Genomic DNA, 17264 nt, shown 5'->3' with positions numbered 1-17264 from the left:
CCGGACGCGGCCGAACTCCCCCGGCCGGTGCCGCCGCGGGCGCCGCCGCGCCCGCCGGCCGGGGCGAGCGCGGGGGGGCGGGCGAGCGCGCCGCCGCCCGCCTCGCCGCCCACCCCCGGACCGGTTGCCGGGCCGTCCCCGGCGTCCGTGCCGGAACCCTTGCCGGAGCCCGCCGCGGAGCCGCCCGCGCGGACCGCCAGCAACCCGTTCTCGGTGGAGGAGATCGAGGCCGAGTTCGCCCGCCTGCTCGGGCGGCCGCTCGACAAGCGCGGCTGACCCCGGATGGCTCCCCGCCCGCGAAAGCCAGGCCCGGGAAACCATGGGCCGGCGCGCCTGTGCGGCGCGCAAGGTCCCGGCCTTGCCTTCACCCGCCCCCTTCGCCAAGCTGATCGGCCGGTTTCCGAGCGGGCCGCCGCGGCCCCGAGCTGTTAGAGTCAAACGATGAGAGTCACCGTCGAGCGCGCGGCCCTTCTCAGGTCGCTCGGCCACGTGCACCGGGTCGTGGAACGGCGCAACACGATCCCGATCCTGTCGAACGTGCTGATCCGCGCCGAGGGCTCGGCCCTCCAGCTCAAGGCGACCGACCTCGACATCGAGGTGACCGAGAGCGTGCCCGCCGACGTGTCGGATCCCGGCGCCACCACCGTGCCGGCCCACGTCATCTACGACATCGTGCGCAAGCTCCCCGACGGCGCCCAGGTCTCCCTGGAGACCGGCGGCGAGGGCGGGCAGATGACGATCCGCTCCGGCCGCTCCCGCTTCGCGCTCGGCGCCCTGCCCGAGGGCGACTTCCCCGACCTCGCCGCCGGCGAGATGCCGCACAGCTTCGAGATCGGCGCCGCCGACCTCAAGCGGCTGATCGACAAGACCCAGTTCGCGATCTCGACGGAGGAGACGCGCTACTACCTCAACGGCATCTACCTGCACGTGCTGGAGGCCGAGGGGCAGCCGGTGCTGCGGGCGGTGGCGACCGACGGGCACCGCCTCGCCCGCGTCGAGATGCCCGCGCCCGCGGGCAGCCCCGGCATGCCGGGGGTGATCGTGCCCCGCAAGGCGGTCGCCGAGATCCAGAAGCTCCTCGACGACGGCGGCGAGAGCGTCGGCGTCGACCTGTCGCCGGCCAAGGTCCGCCTGCGCTTCGCCGACGGCCTGACCCTGATCTCCAAGCTGATCGACGGCACCTTCCCCGACTACCAGCGGGTGATCCCGGCCAACAACGACAAGCGGCTGACGGTCGAGCGCGACGCCTTCGCCAAGGCGGTCGACCGCGTCTCGACGATCTCCTCGGAGCGCGGCCGGGCGGTGAAGCTCGGGCTGACCGAGGGGCGGCTCGCGCTCTCCGTCAACAACCCGGATTCGGGCAGCGCCACCGAGGAACTCGACGTCGATTACGGCGCCTCCGCCCTCGATATCGGCTTCAACGCCCGCTACCTCCTCGACATCACCGCCCAGCTCGAAGGCGACACCGCCCTGTTCAAGCTCGCCGACCCGGGCTCCCCGACCCTGATCCAGGACCGCGAGGGCTCGGCGGCGCTGTACGTGCTGATGCCGATGCGGGTGTGATCGCGACGCCGGCTCGTCCCACCCACCGCCCTCATCCTGAGGTGGCCGCGCGAGCGGCCCTCGAAGGAGGGCTCCAGGGATCGCGCGGCCGGTTGGCGGGCTCCCGCAACGCGCAGCCACGTGTCGCGCCCGCCGAAAATGTAGGTCGCCCGGCTATGCGGGGGCGCGGGATGAACGCATTCGTCTACATCCTTCGCTGCTCGGACGGCAGCTACTATGTCGGCTCCGCGCGTGGGCAGACGCTGGACAAGCGACTGGGCGAGCATCAAGCCGGCACGTTCCCGGGCTATACGAGCCGGCGGCGCCCGGTCGAACTGGTCTACGCGGAGGCGTTCGACCGTATCACGGACGCCATCGCCGCCGAGCGACGCATCAAAGGGTGGGGCAGGGCCAAGAAGGAAGCCCTGATCCGCGGAGACTGGGACGCGGTGCAGGTGCTGGCGAAGCGGTCTGGCACCCGGCAGCGATCCCATCAAACCACCTCATCCTGAGGTGGCGCAGCGAAGCGGAGCCCTCGAAGGAGGTTTCCAGGGATCGCGGCGGGTACTGGAGGGCTCCTTCGAGGCCCGCTCGCGCGGGCACCTCAGGATGAGGTGGTTTGGCGGGATGACGCGGGCAGAGGCGAACGCGATCGGCAACGATCCGGGTCACGGATGAGCGAGACGCCCGATCCGCGCGCAGCATCGGACGCTCCGTCCCAGCGCCTCACCCGCCTGATCGCCCGCGACTTCCGCAACCACGCCGATCTCGACCTCGCCGCCGAGACCCGCTTCGTGGCGCTGGTGGGCGAGAACGGCGCCGGCAAGACCAACGTGCTGGAGGCGATCTCGCTGTTCGCCCCCGGCCGCGGGCTGCGGCGCGCCGACTTCGCCGCCATGGCCCGCACCGGCGGTCCGGGCGGCTTCGCCGTGTCGCTGACGCTGGAGCGGGACGGGGCCGAGCACCGCCTCGGCACCGGCCTGGAGCCGCCGGGGCCGGACGGGCGCGCGAGCCGCCTGTGCCGCGTCGACGGGGGCGCGGCCGGCTCGCCCGTGGCGTTCAGCGAGTTCCTCCGGGTGGTCTGGCTGACCCCCGACCTCGACGGGCTGTTCCGGGGGCCGGCGGGGGACCGGCGGCGCTTCCTCGACCGGCTGGTGCTCGCGGTCGATGCCGGCCACGGCGCCCGGGTCTCGGCCCTGGAGCGGGCCCTGCGCTCGCGCAACCGCCTGCTCGACGAGCGCCCGGACGACGGCCGCTGGCTCGACGCGGTGGAGCGCGAGGTCGCCGAACTCGGCGTCGCCGTGGCGCTCGCCCGCCGCGAGACCGTCGAGCGCCTCGACCGGCTGATCGGCCAGACCCGCGACGACGCGCAGCCCTTCCCCTGGGCCTCCGTGCGGCTGGAGGGCGACCTCGACGACCTCGTGGCGGTCTGGCCGGCGATCGAGGCCGAGGACCGCTTCCGGCTGGGCCTGCGCAACGGCCGCCACCGCGACCGCGCCGCCGGACGCACGCTGACGGGGCCGCAGACCACCGACCTCGTGGTCCGCCACGGCCCGAAGGACGTACCGGCCGGCACCGCCTCCACCGGCGAGCAGAAGGCGCTGCTGATCGGCCTCGTGCTGGCCCACGCCCGCCTCGTGCGGGTGATGAGCGGCATCCCGCCGGTGATCCTGCTCGACGAGGTCGCCGCCCATCTCGACCCGCGCCGCCGGGCCGGCCTGTTCGAGGCGCTCGACGCCCTGCCCGGACAGGTCTGGATGACGGGGGCCGACCCGGACGCCTTCGCCCAGGCCGGGCCGCGCACGCAGGTGCTGCGGATCGGCGGGTGAGCGCGCGCCCACCGCCGTCGCCCGTGGCCGCGCGGCCGACCCGGCGACGGCGCCTGCGCCGGCCTGCCCACGCGGCAGGCTCGGATGATCGGGATCGGGGCGGGATCCGCCCCGGTCCCGCGCCTCCTCAGCCGGCCGGCTTAGGCGCGCCGCCTCCCGCCTTCCCGTCCGCGTCCCCGGCCTTGCCGTCCTGCTCTCTCGTGCCGCCCGGCTCCGTCTTTCCGCTCCCGAGCAACCGCTCGGCGGCGACGTAGAAGGTCGGGGTGACGAACAGGGTGACGAAGGTCGCGATCAGGAGGCCGCCGATCACCACCGTGCCCATTGAGATCCGCGCGTTCGCCCCGGCCCCGGTGGCGATGGCGAGCGGGATCGAGCCGGTGATGAAGGCGAGCGAGGTCATCAGGATCGGGCGCATGCGCAGGCGGGCGGCATCCTGGGCGGCCTTCAGCGGGTCCTCCCCCTGCCGCCTCAGATCCTCGGCGAAGGAGACGAGCAGGATCGAGTTCTTGGCCGCGAGGCCGACGAGCAGCAGCAGGCCGATCTGCCCGAAGATGTCGAGCTCCAGCCCCCGCAGGGCCAGGGAGCCGATCGCCCCGAAGATCGCGATCGGGGTGGCGAGCAGGATCACGAACGGCAGGCGCAGGGACTCGTACTGGCCGGCGAGCAAGAGGAAGATCATCAGCACGCCGAGGCCGAAGATCAGCGGCGCGTAGCCGCCCGCGACCTTCTCCTGATAGGCCACGTCGGTCCATTCCACCGCGTAGTCCGAGGGCAGCTTCTGCTGGGCCAGCGCCTCGACGGCGCGCAGCACCGTGCCGGAACTGGCGCTCTCGGCCACCTCGATCGCCACCTCGATCGCCGGGTAGGTGTTGTAGGACAGGACGGCGGTGGGGCCGGTGGTGAACTGCGCCCGCACCAGCGAGCCGACGCGCACCGCCTCGCCGCGGGTGTTGAGCACCGGCAGCGCCTCCACGTCCTGGATCGTGCGCCGGCCGGCCGCCTCGCTCTGGACGTAGACCTGGTAGACGAAGCCGAAGCGGTTGAAGAGGTTGACGTAGGTCGAGCCGACATAGGTGCCGAGCGCGTCGAACAGGTTCTGGAGCGGCACCCCGAGCTGCTCGGCCTTGGCCCGGTCGATCTCCAGGCGGATCTGCGGCACGCCGTAGCTCGTGGTCGGGATGGCCTGGGCGATGGCGGGGTTCTTCGTCATCTCCGCGATGAACCGCTCGGCCGCCTGGGCGAGCTTGATCCCGCCGGTGCCGGAGCGGTCCTGGATCTCCAGCGTCAGGCCGGAGCGGGTGCCGAGCCCCGGCAGCGGCGAGGGGTTCACCACCCGCACCTTGCCGTCCGGATCGTGCCGGAATTCCTTCTGGACCCGGGCGATGATCTGGTCGGCCGAGGCCGCGCGCTCCCCCCAGGGCTTCAGGGTCGGGATCTGGAAGCCGTAGAACGGCGCCACCGCGTCGGCGAGGATGCTGCGGCCGATCACGCCGATCGTGTGCTCGACCTCGGGCATCTCGCGCAGGCTCTTGCCGAGGCGCTCCACCATCCGGTCGGTGCGCGCCACCGAGGCGCCCTTGGGCATGGCCACGTCGGCGAAGAAGTAGCCCTGGTCCTCGTTCGGCACGAAGCCGGTGGGGCGCTGCATCACCATCCAGACGGTCAGCGCCGCGAAGGCCGCGAACACGAGCCCGACGAGGACGAGGTGGCGGGCGAGCAGCCCGATCGTCGCGGTGAGCCAGCGGGCGGCGCGCTCCAGGGCGGCGTTGAACCAGCGCAGCGGCGCGCGCCAGCGGCCGCCCTGCGCGGCCCCCTCCGGCCGGTGCTTCAGGATCAGCGCGCACAGCGCCGGCGTCAGGGTCAGCGAGACCACCGCCGAGATCATCACCGAGATCGCGATGGTGAGCGCGAACTGGTTGTAGAGCTGGCCGGTCAGCCCGGGGATGAACGCCACCGGCACGAACAGGGCGGCGAGCACCAGCGTGGTGGCGATGACCGGGCCGGCGACCTCCTGCACCGCCTCCCGGGCGGCGGGGCGGGGCTCCATCCCCTCGTCCATCAGCCGCTCGGTGTTCTCGACGACGATGATCGCGTCGTCCACCACGAGGCCGACCGCGAGCACCATGCCGAGCAGGCTGAGGGTGTTGAACGAGAAGCCGAGCAGGGCCATCGGCCCGAAGGTGCCGATCAGCGCCACCGGCACGGCGATCGCCGGGATCAGGGTCGCCCGCCAGTTCTGGAGGAACAGGTAGGTGACGATCACCACGAGGACGAGCGCCTCGAACAGGGTGTGCACGACCTCGCGGATCGCCTCGCGCACGAACTCGGTGCGGTCGAGGGCGATCCTGTATTTCAGGCCCGGGGGGAAGCGCTTGGCCAGGTCCTCCATGGTGGCGCGGGCGCCGGCCATCACCTGCACGGCGTTGGCGCCGGGGGTCTGGTAGAGGCCGAGCGTCGCGGAGGGGCGCCCGTCGAAGCTCGACCGCACCCCGTACTGCTCCGAGCCGAGTTCGACCCGGGCGACGTCGCGCACCCGCACCACCGAGCCGTCCGGGTTGGCCCGCAGCAGGATGGCGCCGAACTCGGCCGGGCTGCGCAGGCGCCCCTGGGTGACGATCTGGAGCTCGAACGGCGTCGGCTTGCCGTCGGTGGGCGGCTTGCCCAGCGAGCCGGTGGTGATCTGCTCATTCTGCTGGCTGACCGCGTTGACCACGGCGTCCGGGCCGATCCCCAGCGCCTCCATCTTCACGGGGTCGAGCCACAGGCGCATCGCGTAGCGCTTCTGGGAGAAGTTCAGGATGCGGCCCATGCCCTCGACCCGGCGCAGGGGCTTGATCACCTGCGTCTCGGCCCAGTTGGCCAGGAACAGCTCGTCGTAGGGCGCGCCGGGCTCGGCGTAGAGCACGATGTTGCCGAGCCGCTGGCGCGAGCTCTTCAGGATCTCCAGCCCCTGCGACCGCACGGCGGCGGGCAGGCGCGCCTCGGCGCGGCTCGCCCGGGTCAGCACCTCGGCGGCGGCGGCGTCGAGGTCGGAGCCGATCTCGAAGGTGGCGTCGAGGTTGACGCTGCCGTCGGTGTTGCTGGTCGAGGCGATGTAGAGGAGGTGCTGGGCGCCGTTGATCTCCTGCTCCAGCGGCGTGGTCACCGCCTCGTAGGCCTGCTGGGCGCTGGCGCCGGGGTAGGTGGCCGAGACGTTGATGATCGGCGGCGCGATCTCGGGGAACTGGGCGATCGGCAGGGCGAGGCCGGCCACCGCGCCGATCAGGGTGATCAGCACCGAGATCACCCCGGCCAGCACCGGGCGGTCGACGAAATACGCGAACATGCCGGCCCGTCTGCTCCCCGTCCGGTGGTCCCGCCGGGGCCGGGCGAGCCCGGGACGGCGCGATCGAACGGGGGCTCGGGCGCCTCCGCGGTGATCGGGCATGCAACGCGAGGCGCCTGAGCGTGTTCCCCTGGGCCGGGCTCACGGCAGTCGAGCCGCGGGATCGGGCCGATCCCGATCCGTCTTGCAACCAGAGACTGCAATATCCGCCGTCGCGGCCCCGCGGTCGCGATCGGAGGATCTGAAGAAGCGGGTCGTCTTTAACGGCCTATATCCGGCGCGTCGAAGGGAGAGCGGAACGGTGCGGGCGGCCATCAGATACGGGGCGTGGGGCGTGGCGGCGGTGGCGGTGCTCGCCGGGATCGGCTGGCTCGTCGCCGGACGCCCGTCGCCGGAGCGGATGCTCGCCCATCTGCCCCTGTCGGCGGAGGCGCCGCCATCCGGCGCCGAATCCGAGCCGCCGATCGGCGTCCACGTGGTGGCCGCGCGGACGACGCGGGTGCCGATCAGCTTCACCTATACCGGCACGATCATCTCGCAGCAGGACGCGGCGATCCAGGCGCGGGTGACCGGCAACGTGGTCGAGCGCCCGTTCGAGCCGGGCGGCCACGTCAAGAAGGGGCAGGTGCTGTTCCGGATCGACCCGCGCCCGTTCCAGGTGGCTCTGGCCCAGGCCGAGGCACAGAAGGGGCAGGCCGAGGCGCAGCTCACCTTCGCCCAGGCCGAGGTCGCCCGCACCGACACCCTGGCCGACAAGGGCTACGCCTCGGAGCAGCGCCTCCAGCAGTTCCAGTCGAACGCCGCGGTGGCGGCGGCGCAGGTCCAGGCGGCGGAGGCGTCCATCGCCCGCCAGAAGCTCAACCTCGACTACGCGGTGGTGAACGCGCCGTTCGACGGGCGCGCCAGCCTGTCGGTCATCAACCCCGGCGACCTCGTGATCGAGAACCAGACCCAGCTCGTCACCGTGGTGCAGGTCGATCCGATCGACGTGCAGATGGCGCTCTCGTCCGAGGATTCGGAGGCGGTGCGCGAGGCGATGCAGGCCGGCCCGGTCACGGTCGAGGTTCTGGACGAGGCCGGCAAGCCGGTGCGCGCGGCGCGGATCTACCAGCTCGACAACCGCTTCGACCCGCGCACCGCCCGCCGGCTGGTGCGGGCCCTGCTCCCGAACACGGACGAGCGCTTCCTGCCCGGCCAGTTCGTGCGCGCCCGGGTCAAGGTCGGCGAGGAGGAGAAGCTGCTGGTGCCGACGATCGCGCTCTCGGCCCAGCTCGCCCAGCAGATCGTCTACGTGGTCGATGCGGGCGGCGTGGTGCAGCAGCGCCCGATCACCACCGGCGACACGTTCGGCGAGGAGACCGCGATCCTCGACGGGCTGAAGCCAGGCGACCGGGTGGTGGTCGACCACCTCCAGGACATGCGCCAGGGCGTGAAGGTCACGGTGGAGACCGGCACGGCCGGCACCCCGGCGGCCGGTCCGCAGCGCGCCGACGCGGAGTAGGGGGCTCAGGCCGGGAACCCGGCCTCGCGCGCCTTGACGATCGCCACCACCGTCTCGTTCACCGGCGTCGGCACGCCGCGCGCGCGGCCGAGCCGCGGGATCGAGCCGTTGATCGCCTCGACCTCGCCGCGGCGGCCGGCCTCGTGGTCGAGGAGCATCGACGGCTTGGCGTGCGGGATCTTGCCGCCGAGCGTGCGGATATGGGCGATCGGGTCGCCGATCTGCATGCGCACGCCGATCGCCCCGGCCACCGCCACCGCCTCGCGGGCGCAGCCCTCCGCCACCCGCCACGCGTTCGGGTCGGCCATGATCCCGCCGATCGTCAGCCCGGTCACGACGCTGGTGCCGGAGAAGGTGACGTTCATGATCAGCTTCTCCCAGACCATCCGGCCGATGTCGTCGAACAGGCTGACCGCGAAGCCGGCCGATTCCCAGATCGCCGCCGAGGCCTCCAGCGCCGGCCGGGGCAGCCCGGCGAGCGCGCCGAAGCGGATCATCTCCATGCCGTTGTGGTGGATGTGGCCGGGCGCGCGCAGCGAGGCGCCGAAACCGCCGACGACACCCACCGCGATCCGCTCCGCGCCCAGGATCTCCGCCGCGATCTCCGGCGAGCCCAGCCCGTTCTGGATCGTCTGCACCACCGTGTCGGGGCCGACGAGCGGGAGGCTGGCGCGGGCGGCGGCGGCCACGTCGAACGCCTTGGTCGCGACGATCACCAGATCACAGGGGCCGATCCCCTCCGTGCCGGTGGCGGCGCTGGCGAGGCGCACCGTCCGGTCGCCGCTCGCGCCCTCGACCCGCAGGCCGTGCGCCGCCATCGCCGCCGCGTGATCGGGCCAGGCGGTGACCGCGTGGACCGCGTGGCCGGCCGAGGCCATCAGCGCCGCGTAGACCGAGCCCATCGCGCCGCAGCCTACGATCGCCACCTTCGCCATACCACCCTCCCGCGCATCCACAGGCGGAACGTCTGCGCGCCCTCTACCGCCCTTGTGAGATGAGAACAAAACAGGTACATAAATGCCGGACGCGGCGCGTTGTGAACGGCGCCCATCCTCTTCATAAGGATCCTGCAAGATGGCCCAGCCGGCGCTGAAAGTGGTGGATATGCCTCCCGTGGACAAGGACAAGTCGAAGGCGATCGACGCCGCCCTGTCACAGATCGAGCGCGCCTTCGGCAAGGGCTCGATCATGCGGCTCGGCAAGACCGACAAGGTCCAGGAGGTCGAGACGGTCTCCACCGGCTCGCTCGGCCTCGACATCGCGCTCGGCGTCGGCGGCCTGCCGCGGGGCCGGGTGATCGAGATCTACGGCCCCGAATCGTCGGGCAAGACGACGCTGGCGCTCCACACCATCGCCGAGGCCCAGAAGAAGGGCGGCGTCTGCGCCTTCGTCGACGCCGAGCACGCGCTCGATCCGGTCTACGCGCGCAAGCTCGGGGTCAACCTCGACGACCTGCTGATCTCGCAGCCCGACACGGGCGAGCAGGCGCTGGAGATCACCGACACGCTGGTGCGCTCGGGCGCCATCGACGTGCTGGTGGTCGACTCGGTCGCCGCCCTCACCCCGCGCGCCGAGATCGAGGGCGAGATGGGCGAGAGCCAGCCCGGCCTCCAGGCCCGGCTGATGAGCCAGGCGCTGCGCAAGCTCACCGGCTCGATCTCCCGGTCGAACTGCATGGTGATCTTCATCAACCAGATCCGGATGAAGATCGGCGTGATGTACGGCAGCCCGGAGACCACCACCGGCGGCAACGCGCTGAAGTTCTACGCCTCGGTGCGCCTCGACATCCGCCGCATCTCGACGATCAAGGAGCGCGACGAGGCGATCGGCAACCAGGTCCGCGTCAAGGTGGTGAAGAACAAGGTCGCGCCGCCGTTCAAGCAGGTCGAGTTCGACATCATGTTCGGCGAGGGCGTCTCCAAGGTCGGCGAGCTGATCGACCTCGGCGTGAAGGCCGGCATCGTCGAGAAGTCCGGCGCGTGGTTCTCCCACAACAGCCAGCGCCTCGGGCAGGGCCGCGAGAACTCCAAGGGCTTCCTGCGCGACAACCCCGAGATCGCCGCCAAGATCGAGGGGGCGATCCGGCAGAACTCGGGGCTCGTGGCCGAGCGGATCCTGGAGAACGCCAAGCCGACCGCGGACGACCTCGACGAGGGCGAGGCCTGAGCGGCCCCGCATCCCGAGGGCCATCGAACAAGGGCGCGCCGTCGGTACGGCGCGCCCTTCGCGTTTCAGGCCGTAGCCGGCGCGGGCCCGCGCGCGGCCGACCGCCGCCGGACCAGGCGGGCGCCGAGCCGGATCGCCGGACGCTCGACGGCGAGGTAGGTCAGCGGCGTGACCAGCGCCACGACGAGGGCGGCGGCCGGCAGCAGCACCAGGGGCAGCACGTCGGTGGGGATCGCCGCCGTCACGCCGCGCAGATCGGTGAACAGCACGCTCAGCACGAGGCCGTGCAGCAGGTAGATCCCGAAGGAGCACTCCCCGAGCACCAGGGCCGCCCGCGTCCGCAGAAGGCCGCCCAGCGTGTTGCCGCAGGCGACGCAGGCGAAGAACCCGGCGAACAGCGGCAGGGCCGGACCGTAAGGGGAGGGCGCCGCGACCATCCCGGCCGCCAGCGCCGCAACGGCCAGAACCGCCGCCGCGGGCGTCCGCAGCCATCGGGCGACCCGCTCCCGCGCCTGCACCTCCCAGGTCAGCATGCCGAGCGCGAACAGCGGCAGGATCTGCGGCATCGGCCGCGTCCGGACCTGCGAGGCGCCGACGCACAGCGCGCCGACGAGGAGTGCGGCCGGGATCGTCCAGGCCGGCAGCCGGCCCCGGGTCAGGTCGCGGGCGAGCGCGCAGGCGGGCAGGACGAGCAGGTAGAAGATCCACTCGTAGCGAAGCGACCACAGCACGTAGGCGTTGAGCCGGCCGCTGTCGGGGTAGCCGAGCAGCGGCGGCTCGTCCCAGGCGGAGATCCAGCGGAACGCCGCGGCCGGATACCCCGCATCCAGCCCCCGCCCGGTCCGGACGGCGATCAGCGCCGTCACCAGCCCGACCGAGACCGCCACCAGCGGCACGATCCGGAAGAACCGCCCCGTCAGCAGCGCCGGCCAGGAACAGGCCCGGACGCCCGCCCGCACGCGCGGGTAGAACAGCAGGCCGGTCGTCATGAAGAACAGGCCGACGGCGCCCGCGCCGAGCTGGTTGAACAGGTTCAGGGCCGGCGGCGCCCACGCCCCGCCGAGCCGCTCGACCTGCAACCAGACGATGCCGTGATGGACGAGGACCGCGAGAGCGAGCAGGCCGCGCAGGCCGTCGAGACAGCCGATCCGGCCCCGCGACGGGGGCAGCGGGAAGCCGGCGCGGGCGACGAGGAACGCCGCGAGCCAAGCCACCAGGCCGGCGCCTAGGGCGCCGAGAAGGATCGATGCGACGGGATAGCCGATCGTCACGCGCCTGCCATCGTCACGCGCCTACCCTTGCCGAGCCGCCGCTCCGGCGGCCGCGGGCCGGGCTCTCGCACGCGAAGCCGGCAACTCGGCGGCGATGGGGCGTCCCCGAGCCGCGCCGGCGGTCAGATCCCCGCGCCCGCGCGCGGGTCACGAGACGACACCCGGAGACGCGACCCGATCGTCGGCGATCGGGCCCGGCTCCTCCGGGGCTCAGGCTTCGGCCGCGACCGGCTCCGCGGCACCGGCGGCCGCACCCTCGACCAGCTTCCAGGTCTTGAGCTTGGAGTAGGGGCGGCACTCCTCGATGAACACCGTCTCCCCGACCTTGGCCGCGTTGGCCTCGTCGTGGGCGTGGTAGTTCTTCGAGCGGCGCACAGTCTTCTTCATCACCGGGTGGGTGAAGCGGCGCTCCACCTTCACGACGACGGTCTTCTCGCCCTTGTCGCTGACGACGACGCCCTGCAGGACGCGCTTCGGCATCTCGATTCTCCTCAGGCCTTGGCGCCCGCCGCGAGCGTCTTCTGACGCTGCAGCGTGCGGACGCGGGCGATGTCGCGCCGGACCTCGCGGACGCGGGCGACGTTCTCGAGCTGCCCGGTGGCGCCCTGGAAGCGCAGGTTGAACTGCTCCTTCTTCAGCGACAGCAACTCGTCGTTCAACTGATCCGGCGACATCGCCTTCAGATCAGACGCTCTCTGGGTCGACTTCACGTGTCCCTCCCGCTCAGTCGGCGATGCGGGTGATGATGCGCGTGCGCACCGGGAGCTTGGCCGCGCCGAGGCGCAGGGCCTCCTTCGCGATGTCGGCGGCGACGCCGTCCACCTCGAACATGATGCGGCCGGGATGGATGCGGGCGGCCCAGTAATCCGGGGCGCCCTTGCCGGAGCCCATGCGGACCTCGGTGGGCTTCGACGAGACCGGAACGTCCGGGAACACCCGGATCCAGACCCGGCCCTGGCGCTTCATCTCGCGGGTGATCGCGCGGCGGGCCGCCTCGATCTGCCGGGCGGTGACGCGCTCGGGTTCCATCGCCTTCAGGCCGAACTGGCCGAAGTTCAGGTCGAAGCCGCCCTTGGCCGCACCGTGGATGCGGCCCTTGAACTGCTTGCGGAACTTGGTCTTCTTCGGTTGCAGCATGGCTTACCTCACGCGTGCTCGCGCTCGCGGCGCCCGCGCTCGCGGCCGCCCTCGCCGTCGCGCTCACGACGTCCGCCGGAGCGGCCGCCCTCTTCCTGGGCCTTCTTGTCCTGAGCCATCGGGTCGTGCTCGAGGATCTCGCCCTTGAACACCCACACCTTGATGCCGCAGGTGCCGTAGGTGGTGAACGCCGTGGCGGTGCCGTAGTCCACGTCCGCCCGCAGGGTGTGCAGCGGGACGCGGCCCTCGCGATACCACTCCTGGCGCGCGATCTCGGCGCCGCCGAGACGGCCCGAGCAGTTGATGCGGATGCCCTCGGCGCCGAGACGCATCGCCGACTGCACGGCGCGCTTCATGGCGCGCCGGAAGGCGACGCGGCGCTCGAGCTGCTGGGCGATCGAGTCGGCCACCAGGGTGGCGTCGATCTCGGGCTTGCGCACCTCGACGATGTTGATGGTCACGTCGGCCTTGGTCATCGTGCCGACGAGCTTGCGCAGCTTCTCGATGTCCGCGCCCTTCTTGCCAATCACCACGCCCGGACGGCCCGAGTGGATGGTGACGCGGCACTTCCGGTGCGGGCGCTCGATGACGATCTTGGAGACCGCCGCCTGCTTGAGCTGCTTCATGAGGGCGGCGCGGATCGCGACGTCCTCGTGCATGAGCTTGGCGTACTCGCCCTTCTGGGCGAACCAGCGGGAATCCCAGGTCCGGTTGATGCCGAGCCGGAGACCGATCGGGTTGACTTTCTGACCCATCAGATCCTCCTCACGCCGCTTCCGCGGCGCGGACTTCGCGAACCACGATGGTGAGGTTCGAGAAGGGCTTCAGGATGCGCGCGCCGCGGCCGCGGGCGCGGGCGTGGAAGCGCTTCAGCACCAGCGCCTTGCCCACGAAGGCCTGGGACACGACGAGATCGTCGACGTCCAGGTCGTGGTTGTTCTCGGCGTTGGCGATCGCGCTCTCGAGGCACTTCTTCACGTCGACCGCGATCCGCTTGCGCGAGAACTGCAGGTCGGCGAGCGCCGTGTCGACCTTCTTGCCGCGGATGAGCTGCGCGACGAGGTTCAGCTTCTGCGGGGAGACGCGCAGCATGCGCGCCACCGCCTTGGCCTCGTTCTCGGGGAGCGCGCGGGGGGTAGCCTGCTTGCCCATATCAGCGCCTCTTCGCCTTCTTGTCGGCCGCGTGGCCGTGGAAGGTGCGGGTCGGCGAGAACTCGCCGAACTTGTGCCCGACCATCTCCTCGGTGACGTAGACCGGGATGTGCTTCTGTCCGTTGTGGACCCCGAAGGTCAGCCCGATGAACTGCGGCAGGATCGTGGAGCGGCGGCTCCAGATCTTGATGACCTCGGAGCGCGAGGAGCCCCGCGCCGCCTCGGCCTTCTTGAAGAGGTAGCCGTCGACGAACGGCCCCTTCCAGAGTGAGCGTGCCATAGCAGTTACTTCTTGCGGTTGTGGCGGCTGGACAGGATGAAGACGTCGGTCCGCTTGTTGGAGCGGGTCTTCTTCCCCTTGGTGGGCACGCCCCACGGCGTGACCGGGTTGCGGCCGCCCGAGGTCCGGCCCTCGCCGCCGCCGTGCGGGTGGTCCACCGGGTTCATGGCCACGCCGCGGTTGTGCGGGCGCTTGCCGAGCCACCGGTTGCGCCCGGCCTTGCCGAGCGAGATGTTCATGTGGTCCGGGTTCGACACCGCGCCGACGCTGGCGAAGCACTGGCCGTGGACCAGCCGCTGCTCGCCCGAGTTCAGGCGCACCGTGACGTAGCCCTGGTCGCGCCCGACGATCTGGGCGTAGTTGCCCGCCGACCGCGCGATGGCGCCGCCCTTGCCGATCTTCAGCTCGACGTTGTGGACGATGGTGCCCACCGGCATCGAGCCGATCGGACCGGCGTTGCCGGGCTTGATGTCGACGGTCTCGCCGGCCACGACCTTGTCGCCCGCGGCGAGCCGCTGCGGCGCCAGGATGTAGCTGAGCGTCCCGTCGGGGTACTTGATCAGCGCGATGAACGCCGTGCGGTTGGGATCGTACTCGATCCGCTCCACGGTCGCCGCCACGTTGAGCTGGTCGCGCCGCTTGAAGTCGACGTTGCGCAGCGCGCGCTTGTGGCCGCCGCCGCGGAAGCGGACGGTCACGCGGCCGAGGTTGTTGCGGCCGCCCGAGGACGTCTTGCCCTCGGTCAGCGCCTTCACCGGCTTGCCCTTGTAGAGCTCACGGCGGTCCACAAGCACGAGCTGGCGCAGGCTCGGCGTGACCGGTTTGAATGTCTTCAGAGCCATCGGCCTGTCCTCGATCCGTCCTCAGAGCCCGGTCGTGACGTCGATCGTGTGGCCTTCGGCCAGGGTCACGATCGCCTTCTTGACGTCCGAGCGCTGTCCGCGGAGACCGCGGAAAACCTTCTTCTTGCCCTTGGTCACGAGCGTGTTCACCGCCGTGACCTTGACGTCGAACAGCTTCTCGACCGCGTCCTTGATCTGCGGCTTGGTGGCCTTCGGGGCGACCCGGAAGACGACCTTGTTCTGCTCGGTCAGGTTGGTCGCCTTCTCGGTGATGACCGGGGCGACGATGATGTCGTAGTGGCGCGGATCGGCACTCATTTGAAACGCTCCTCCAGCGCGTCGACCGCCGCCTTCGTCAGCACGAGCTTGTCGCGGCGCAGGATGTCGTAGACGTTGATGCCCTGCACGGGCAGCACGTCGATCTGCGGGATCGCCCGCGCCGCCCGGCCGAAGTTCACGTCGACCTCAGGGCCGCCGATGATCAGGGCGTTCGAGAGGCCGAGCTTGCCGAAGGTCTCGACGAGGCCCTTGGTCTTGTGGCTGTCGACCCGGATGTCGTCGACGACGATCAGGGTCTCGGCCTTGGCCTTGGACGACAGGGCGTGCTTGAGCGCCAGCGCGCGGACCTTCTTGGGCAGGTCGTGGCTGTGGTCGCGTACGACCGGGCCGAAGGCCCGGCCGCCGCCGCGGAACTGCGGCGCCGAGGCCGCGCCGTGGCGGGCGTTGCCGGTGCCCTTCTGCTTGTACAGCTTCTTGCGCGTCCGGTTCACGTCCGAGCGATTCTGCACGGCGTGGGTGCCGGCGCGGCGCTTGGCGAGCTGCCAGCGGACCATGCGCTGGAGGAGGTCGGCCCGCGGCTCCAGGCCGAAGATCGCCTCGTTCAGGTCGACCGAGCCGGCGCCGGCCCCGTCGAGGGTGGTGACATCGAGCTTCATCACGCGTTCTCCTCGGCCGGAGCAGCCTCGGCAGCCGGAGCGGACGCGCCGTTCTCGCGGAACTTGCCCGGCAGGGGCACGTCGGCGGGCAGCTTGCGCTTGACCGCGTCGCGGATCTGGATCCAGCCGCCGGCGACGCCCGGCACCGCGCCCTCGACCAGGATCAGGCCGCGCTCGGGATCGGTGCGCACGACGCGCAGGTTCTGGGTCGTGACCCGCTCGACGCCGAGGTGGCCCGGCATCTTCTTGTTCTTGAAGGTCTTGCCCGGGTCCTGACGGCCGCCGGTCGAGCCGATCGAGCGGTGCGAGATCGACACGCCGTGGGTGGCGCGCAGGCCGCCGAAGTTCCAGCGCTTCATGCCGCCGGCGAAGCCCTTACCCGTGGTGGTGCCCGTCACGTCGACGAACTGGCCCGGGATGAAGTGGTCGGCGGTGATCTCGGCGCCCACCGGGATCAGCGCGTCCTCGGTGACGCGGAACTCGGCGAGCTTCTTCTTCGGCTCGACCTTGGCGACCGCGAAGCGGCCGCGCTCGGCCTTGGACACGTTCTTGACCTTGGCCTTGCCGACGCCGACCTGCAGCGCGACGTAGCCGTCCCTGTCGGCGGTGCGATGCGCGACCACCTGGCATTGATCGATCTTGAGCACGGTGACGGGGACATGCTCGCCCGCCTCCGTGAAGACGCGGGTCATGCCGACCTTCTGTGCGATGACGCCTGAGCGCATAGGTCTCTCCCTCGCGCGGTGAACGGTGAAGCCCTAAGCCCGCCGGGGGCTCAGAGCTTGATCTCCACGTCGACGCCGGCGGCGAGGTCGAGCTTCATCAGCGCGTCCACGGTCTGCGGGGTCGGATCGACGATGTCGAGCACGCGCTTGTGGGTGCGCATCTCGAACTGCTCACGCGACTTCTTGTCGATGTGCGGCGAGCGGTTGACGGTGAAGCGCGCGATGTGCGTCGGCAGCGGGATCGGGCCCCGGATCTGCGCGCCCGTGCGCTTGGCCGTCGAGACGATCTCGCGGGTCGAGGCATCGAGGATGCGGTGATCGAACGCCTTGAGGCGGATGCGGATGTTCTGACCGTTCATGACCTTCGGGCCTTGAGAGGGGCGGCGGGCGGCGGATGGCCCGCCGCTCCCTTCAGGTTCTTCTTTAGGTGGCTCAGTCGTTGATGGCGGCGACGACGCCGGCGCCGACGGTGCGGCCGCCCTCGCGGATGGCGAAGCGCAGCTTCTCCTCCATGGCCACCGGCACGATGAGCTGCACGTCCATCGTCACGTTGTCGCCC

20 protein-coding genes and 1 pseudogene are annotated in these 17264 nt (G+C 71.4%); 6 read left to right on the top strand and 15 right to left on the bottom strand.

Annotated features, from left to right (window positions below; genetic code table 11):
* The 4 genes and pseudogenes from Q8W71_RS30625 to recF form a co-directional block, all read left to right on the top strand.
* A pseudogene (locus Q8W71_RS30625) lies at nucleotides 1–276 on the top strand (hypothetical protein); the annotation flags it as partial.
* Between the two features lie 165 nt (nucleotides 277–441).
* Complete coding sequence (gene dnaN, locus Q8W71_RS30620) at nucleotides 442–1563, top strand: DNA polymerase III subunit beta (protein ID WP_305529150.1); 1122 nt, start codon at nucleotides 442–444, stop codon at nucleotides 1561–1563.
* A gap of 170 nt (nucleotides 1564–1733) precedes the next feature.
* The gene (locus tag Q8W71_RS30615; RefSeq protein WP_305529149.1) at nucleotides 1734–2054 is read left to right on the top strand and encodes a GIY-YIG nuclease family protein; all 321 of its coding nucleotides are present in this window, start codon (nucleotides 1734–1736) and stop codon (nucleotides 2052–2054) included.
* Between the two features lie 162 nt (nucleotides 2055–2216).
* On the top strand, nucleotides 2217–3371 hold the full coding sequence (gene recF, locus Q8W71_RS30610) for a DNA replication/repair protein RecF (protein WP_305529148.1): 1155 nt from the start codon (nucleotides 2217–2219) through the stop codon (nucleotides 3369–3371).
* Nucleotides 3372–3498: 127 nt separating this feature from the next.
* Here recF and Q8W71_RS30605 read toward each other — a convergent pair whose 3' ends face one another.
* The gene (locus Q8W71_RS30605; RefSeq protein ID WP_305529147.1) at nucleotides 3499–6696 is read right to left on the bottom strand and encodes an efflux RND transporter permease subunit; all 3198 of its coding nucleotides are present in this window, start codon (nucleotides 6694–6696) and stop codon (nucleotides 3499–3501) included.
* 301 nt (nucleotides 6697–6997) lie between these two features.
* Between Q8W71_RS30605 and Q8W71_RS30600 the strand changes: the two genes are divergently transcribed.
* Nucleotides 6998–8197 carry an efflux RND transporter periplasmic adaptor subunit gene (locus tag Q8W71_RS30600; RefSeq protein WP_305529146.1) on the top strand — a complete coding sequence of 400 codons (1200 nt, stop codon included), beginning with the start codon at nucleotides 6998–7000 and terminating at the stop codon, nucleotides 8195–8197.
* Nucleotides 8198–8202: 5 nt separating this feature from the next.
* Here the strand turns inward: Q8W71_RS30600 and Q8W71_RS30595 are convergent, their stop codons facing one another.
* Nucleotides 8203–9132, bottom strand: a complete 930-nt coding sequence (locus tag Q8W71_RS30595; RefSeq protein ID WP_305529145.1) for a ketopantoate reductase family protein — start codon at nucleotides 9130–9132, stop codon at nucleotides 8203–8205.
* Between the two features lie 169 nt (nucleotides 9133–9301).
* On the opposite strand from Q8W71_RS30595, the gene recA reads away from it, so the two are divergent.
* On the top strand, nucleotides 9302–10363 hold the full coding sequence (gene recA, locus Q8W71_RS30590) for a recombinase RecA (protein ID WP_370875585.1): 1062 nt from the start codon (nucleotides 9302–9304) through the stop codon (nucleotides 10361–10363).
* A gap of 65 nt (nucleotides 10364–10428) precedes the next feature.
* Here recA and Q8W71_RS30585 read toward each other — a convergent pair whose 3' ends face one another.
* From Q8W71_RS30585 to Q8W71_RS30525, 13 genes are all read right to left on the bottom strand, one after another.
* Nucleotides 10429–11634, bottom strand: a complete 1206-nt coding sequence (locus tag Q8W71_RS30585; protein ID WP_305529143.1) for an acyltransferase family protein — start codon at nucleotides 11632–11634, stop codon at nucleotides 10429–10431.
* Nucleotides 11635–11844: 210 nt separating this feature from the next.
* Entirely contained in the window at nucleotides 11845–12114 is a 270-nt protein-coding gene (gene rpsQ, locus Q8W71_RS30580) for a 30S ribosomal protein S17 (RefSeq protein ID WP_305529142.1), read from the bottom strand.
* Nucleotides 12115–12125: 11 nt separating this feature from the next.
* Complete coding sequence (rpmC, locus tag Q8W71_RS30575; RefSeq protein ID WP_305529141.1) at nucleotides 12126–12344, bottom strand: 50S ribosomal protein L29; 219 nt, start codon at nucleotides 12342–12344, stop codon at nucleotides 12126–12128.
* 13 nt (nucleotides 12345–12357) lie between these two features.
* Nucleotides 12358–12771: a 50S ribosomal protein L16 gene (gene rplP / locus Q8W71_RS30570; RefSeq protein ID WP_305529140.1), complete on the bottom strand. Its 414-nt coding sequence runs from the start codon at nucleotides 12769–12771 to the stop codon at nucleotides 12358–12360.
* Nucleotides 12772–12779: 8 nt separating this feature from the next.
* Nucleotides 12780–13526 (bottom strand): 30S ribosomal protein S3, encoded by a 747-nt coding sequence (gene rpsC / locus Q8W71_RS30565; protein ID WP_305529139.1) that lies wholly within the window; start codon nucleotides 13524–13526, stop codon nucleotides 12780–12782.
* 10 nt (nucleotides 13527–13536) lie between these two features.
* On the bottom strand, nucleotides 13537–13923 hold the full coding sequence (rplV, locus tag Q8W71_RS30560) for a 50S ribosomal protein L22 (protein ID WP_305529138.1): 387 nt from the start codon (nucleotides 13921–13923) through the stop codon (nucleotides 13537–13539).
* Between the two features lies 1 nt (nucleotide 13924).
* The gene (rpsS, locus tag Q8W71_RS30555) at nucleotides 13925–14203 is read right to left on the bottom strand and encodes a 30S ribosomal protein S19 (RefSeq protein WP_305529137.1); all 279 of its coding nucleotides are present in this window, start codon (nucleotides 14201–14203) and stop codon (nucleotides 13925–13927) included.
* Nucleotides 14204–14208: 5 nt separating this feature from the next.
* Nucleotides 14209–15045 carry a 50S ribosomal protein L2 gene (gene rplB, locus Q8W71_RS30550; protein WP_305529136.1) on the bottom strand — a complete coding sequence of 279 codons (837 nt, stop codon included), beginning with the start codon at nucleotides 15043–15045 and terminating at the stop codon, nucleotides 14209–14211.
* A 21-nt stretch (nucleotides 15046–15066) separates the two neighbouring features.
* Nucleotides 15067–15363, bottom strand: coding sequence for a 50S ribosomal protein L23 (locus Q8W71_RS30545; RefSeq protein WP_305529135.1), 297 nt, complete (start codon nucleotides 15361–15363; stop codon nucleotides 15067–15069).
* Nucleotides 15360–15980 carry a 50S ribosomal protein L4 gene (rplD, locus tag Q8W71_RS30540; RefSeq protein WP_305529134.1) on the bottom strand — a complete coding sequence of 207 codons (621 nt, stop codon included), beginning with the start codon at nucleotides 15978–15980 and terminating at the stop codon, nucleotides 15360–15362. The genes Q8W71_RS30545 and rplD overlap by 4 nt, the downstream gene beginning before the upstream one ends.
* Nucleotides 15980–16705 (bottom strand): 50S ribosomal protein L3, encoded by a 726-nt coding sequence (rplC, locus tag Q8W71_RS30535; protein WP_305529133.1) that lies wholly within the window; start codon nucleotides 16703–16705, stop codon nucleotides 15980–15982. Before rplC ends, rplD begins: the two co-directional genes overlap by 1 nt.
* A 50-nt stretch (nucleotides 16706–16755) precedes the next feature.
* Nucleotides 16756–17064 carry a 30S ribosomal protein S10 gene (gene rpsJ / locus Q8W71_RS30530; protein ID WP_238206654.1) on the bottom strand — a complete coding sequence of 103 codons (309 nt, stop codon included), beginning with the start codon at nucleotides 17062–17064 and terminating at the stop codon, nucleotides 16756–16758.
* A 73-nt stretch (nucleotides 17065–17137) separates the two neighbouring features.
* The coding region (locus Q8W71_RS30525) for an EF-Tu C-terminal domain-related protein (RefSeq protein ID WP_458351526.1) at nucleotides 17138–17264 on the bottom strand (127 nt) is incomplete at its 5' end.

Source organism: Methylobacterium amylolyticum, from assembly GCF_030700245.1.
GTDB lineage: Bacteria > Pseudomonadota > Alphaproteobacteria > Rhizobiales > Beijerinckiaceae > Methylobacterium.
Note: the sequence above shows the minus strand (reverse complement) of the source record. Positions and strands in the feature narration are given on the sequence as shown.

Bases quoted from the DNA above. Each gene is read 5' to 3' on its own strand.
- dnaN (WP_305529150.1), top strand. From the start codon at position 442: ATGAGAGTCACCGTCGAGCGCGCGGCCCTTCTCAGGTCGCTCGGCCAC.
- Q8W71_RS30615 (WP_305529149.1), top strand. From the start codon at position 1,734: ATGAACGCATTCGTCTACATCCTTCGCTGCTCGGACGGCAGCTACTAT.
- recF (WP_305529148.1), top strand. From the start codon at position 2,217: ATGAGCGAGACGCCCGATCCGCGCGCAGCATCGGACGCTCCGTCCCAG.
- Q8W71_RS30605 (WP_305529147.1), bottom strand. From the start codon at position 6,696: ATGTTCGCGTATTTCGTCGACCGCCCGGTGCTGGCCGGGGTGATCTCG.
- Q8W71_RS30595 (WP_305529145.1), bottom strand. From the start codon at position 9,132: ATGGCGAAGGTGGCGATCGTAGGCTGCGGCGCGATGGGCTCGGTCTAC.
- recA (WP_370875585.1), top strand. From the start codon at position 9,302: ATGCCTCCCGTGGACAAGGACAAGTCGAAGGCGATCGACGCCGCCCTG.
- rpsQ (WP_305529142.1), bottom strand. From the start codon at position 12,114: ATGCCGAAGCGCGTCCTGCAGGGCGTCGTCGTCAGCGACAAGGGCGAG.
- rplP (WP_305529140.1), bottom strand. From the start codon at position 12,771: ATGCTGCAACCGAAGAAGACCAAGTTCCGCAAGCAGTTCAAGGGCCGC.
- rpsC (WP_305529139.1), bottom strand. From the start codon at position 13,526: ATGGGTCAGAAAGTCAACCCGATCGGTCTCCGGCTCGGCATCAACCGG.
- rplV (WP_305529138.1), bottom strand. From the start codon at position 13,923: ATGGGCAAGCAGGCTACCCCCCGCGCGCTCCCCGAGAACGAGGCCAAG.
- rpsS (WP_305529137.1), bottom strand. From the start codon at position 14,203: ATGGCACGCTCACTCTGGAAGGGGCCGTTCGTCGACGGCTACCTCTTC.
- rplB (WP_305529136.1), bottom strand. From the start codon at position 15,045: ATGGCTCTGAAGACATTCAAACCGGTCACGCCGAGCCTGCGCCAGCTC.
- Q8W71_RS30545 (WP_305529135.1), bottom strand. From the start codon at position 15,363: ATGAGTGCCGATCCGCGCCACTACGACATCATCGTCGCCCCGGTCATC.
- rplD (WP_305529134.1), bottom strand. From the start codon at position 15,980: ATGAAGCTCGATGTCACCACCCTCGACGGGGCCGGCGCCGGCTCGGTC.
- rplC (WP_305529133.1), bottom strand. From the start codon at position 16,705: ATGCGCTCAGGCGTCATCGCACAGAAGGTCGGCATGACCCGCGTCTTC.
- rpsJ (WP_238206654.1), bottom strand. From the start codon at position 17,064: ATGAACGGTCAGAACATCCGCATCCGCCTCAAGGCGTTCGATCACCGC.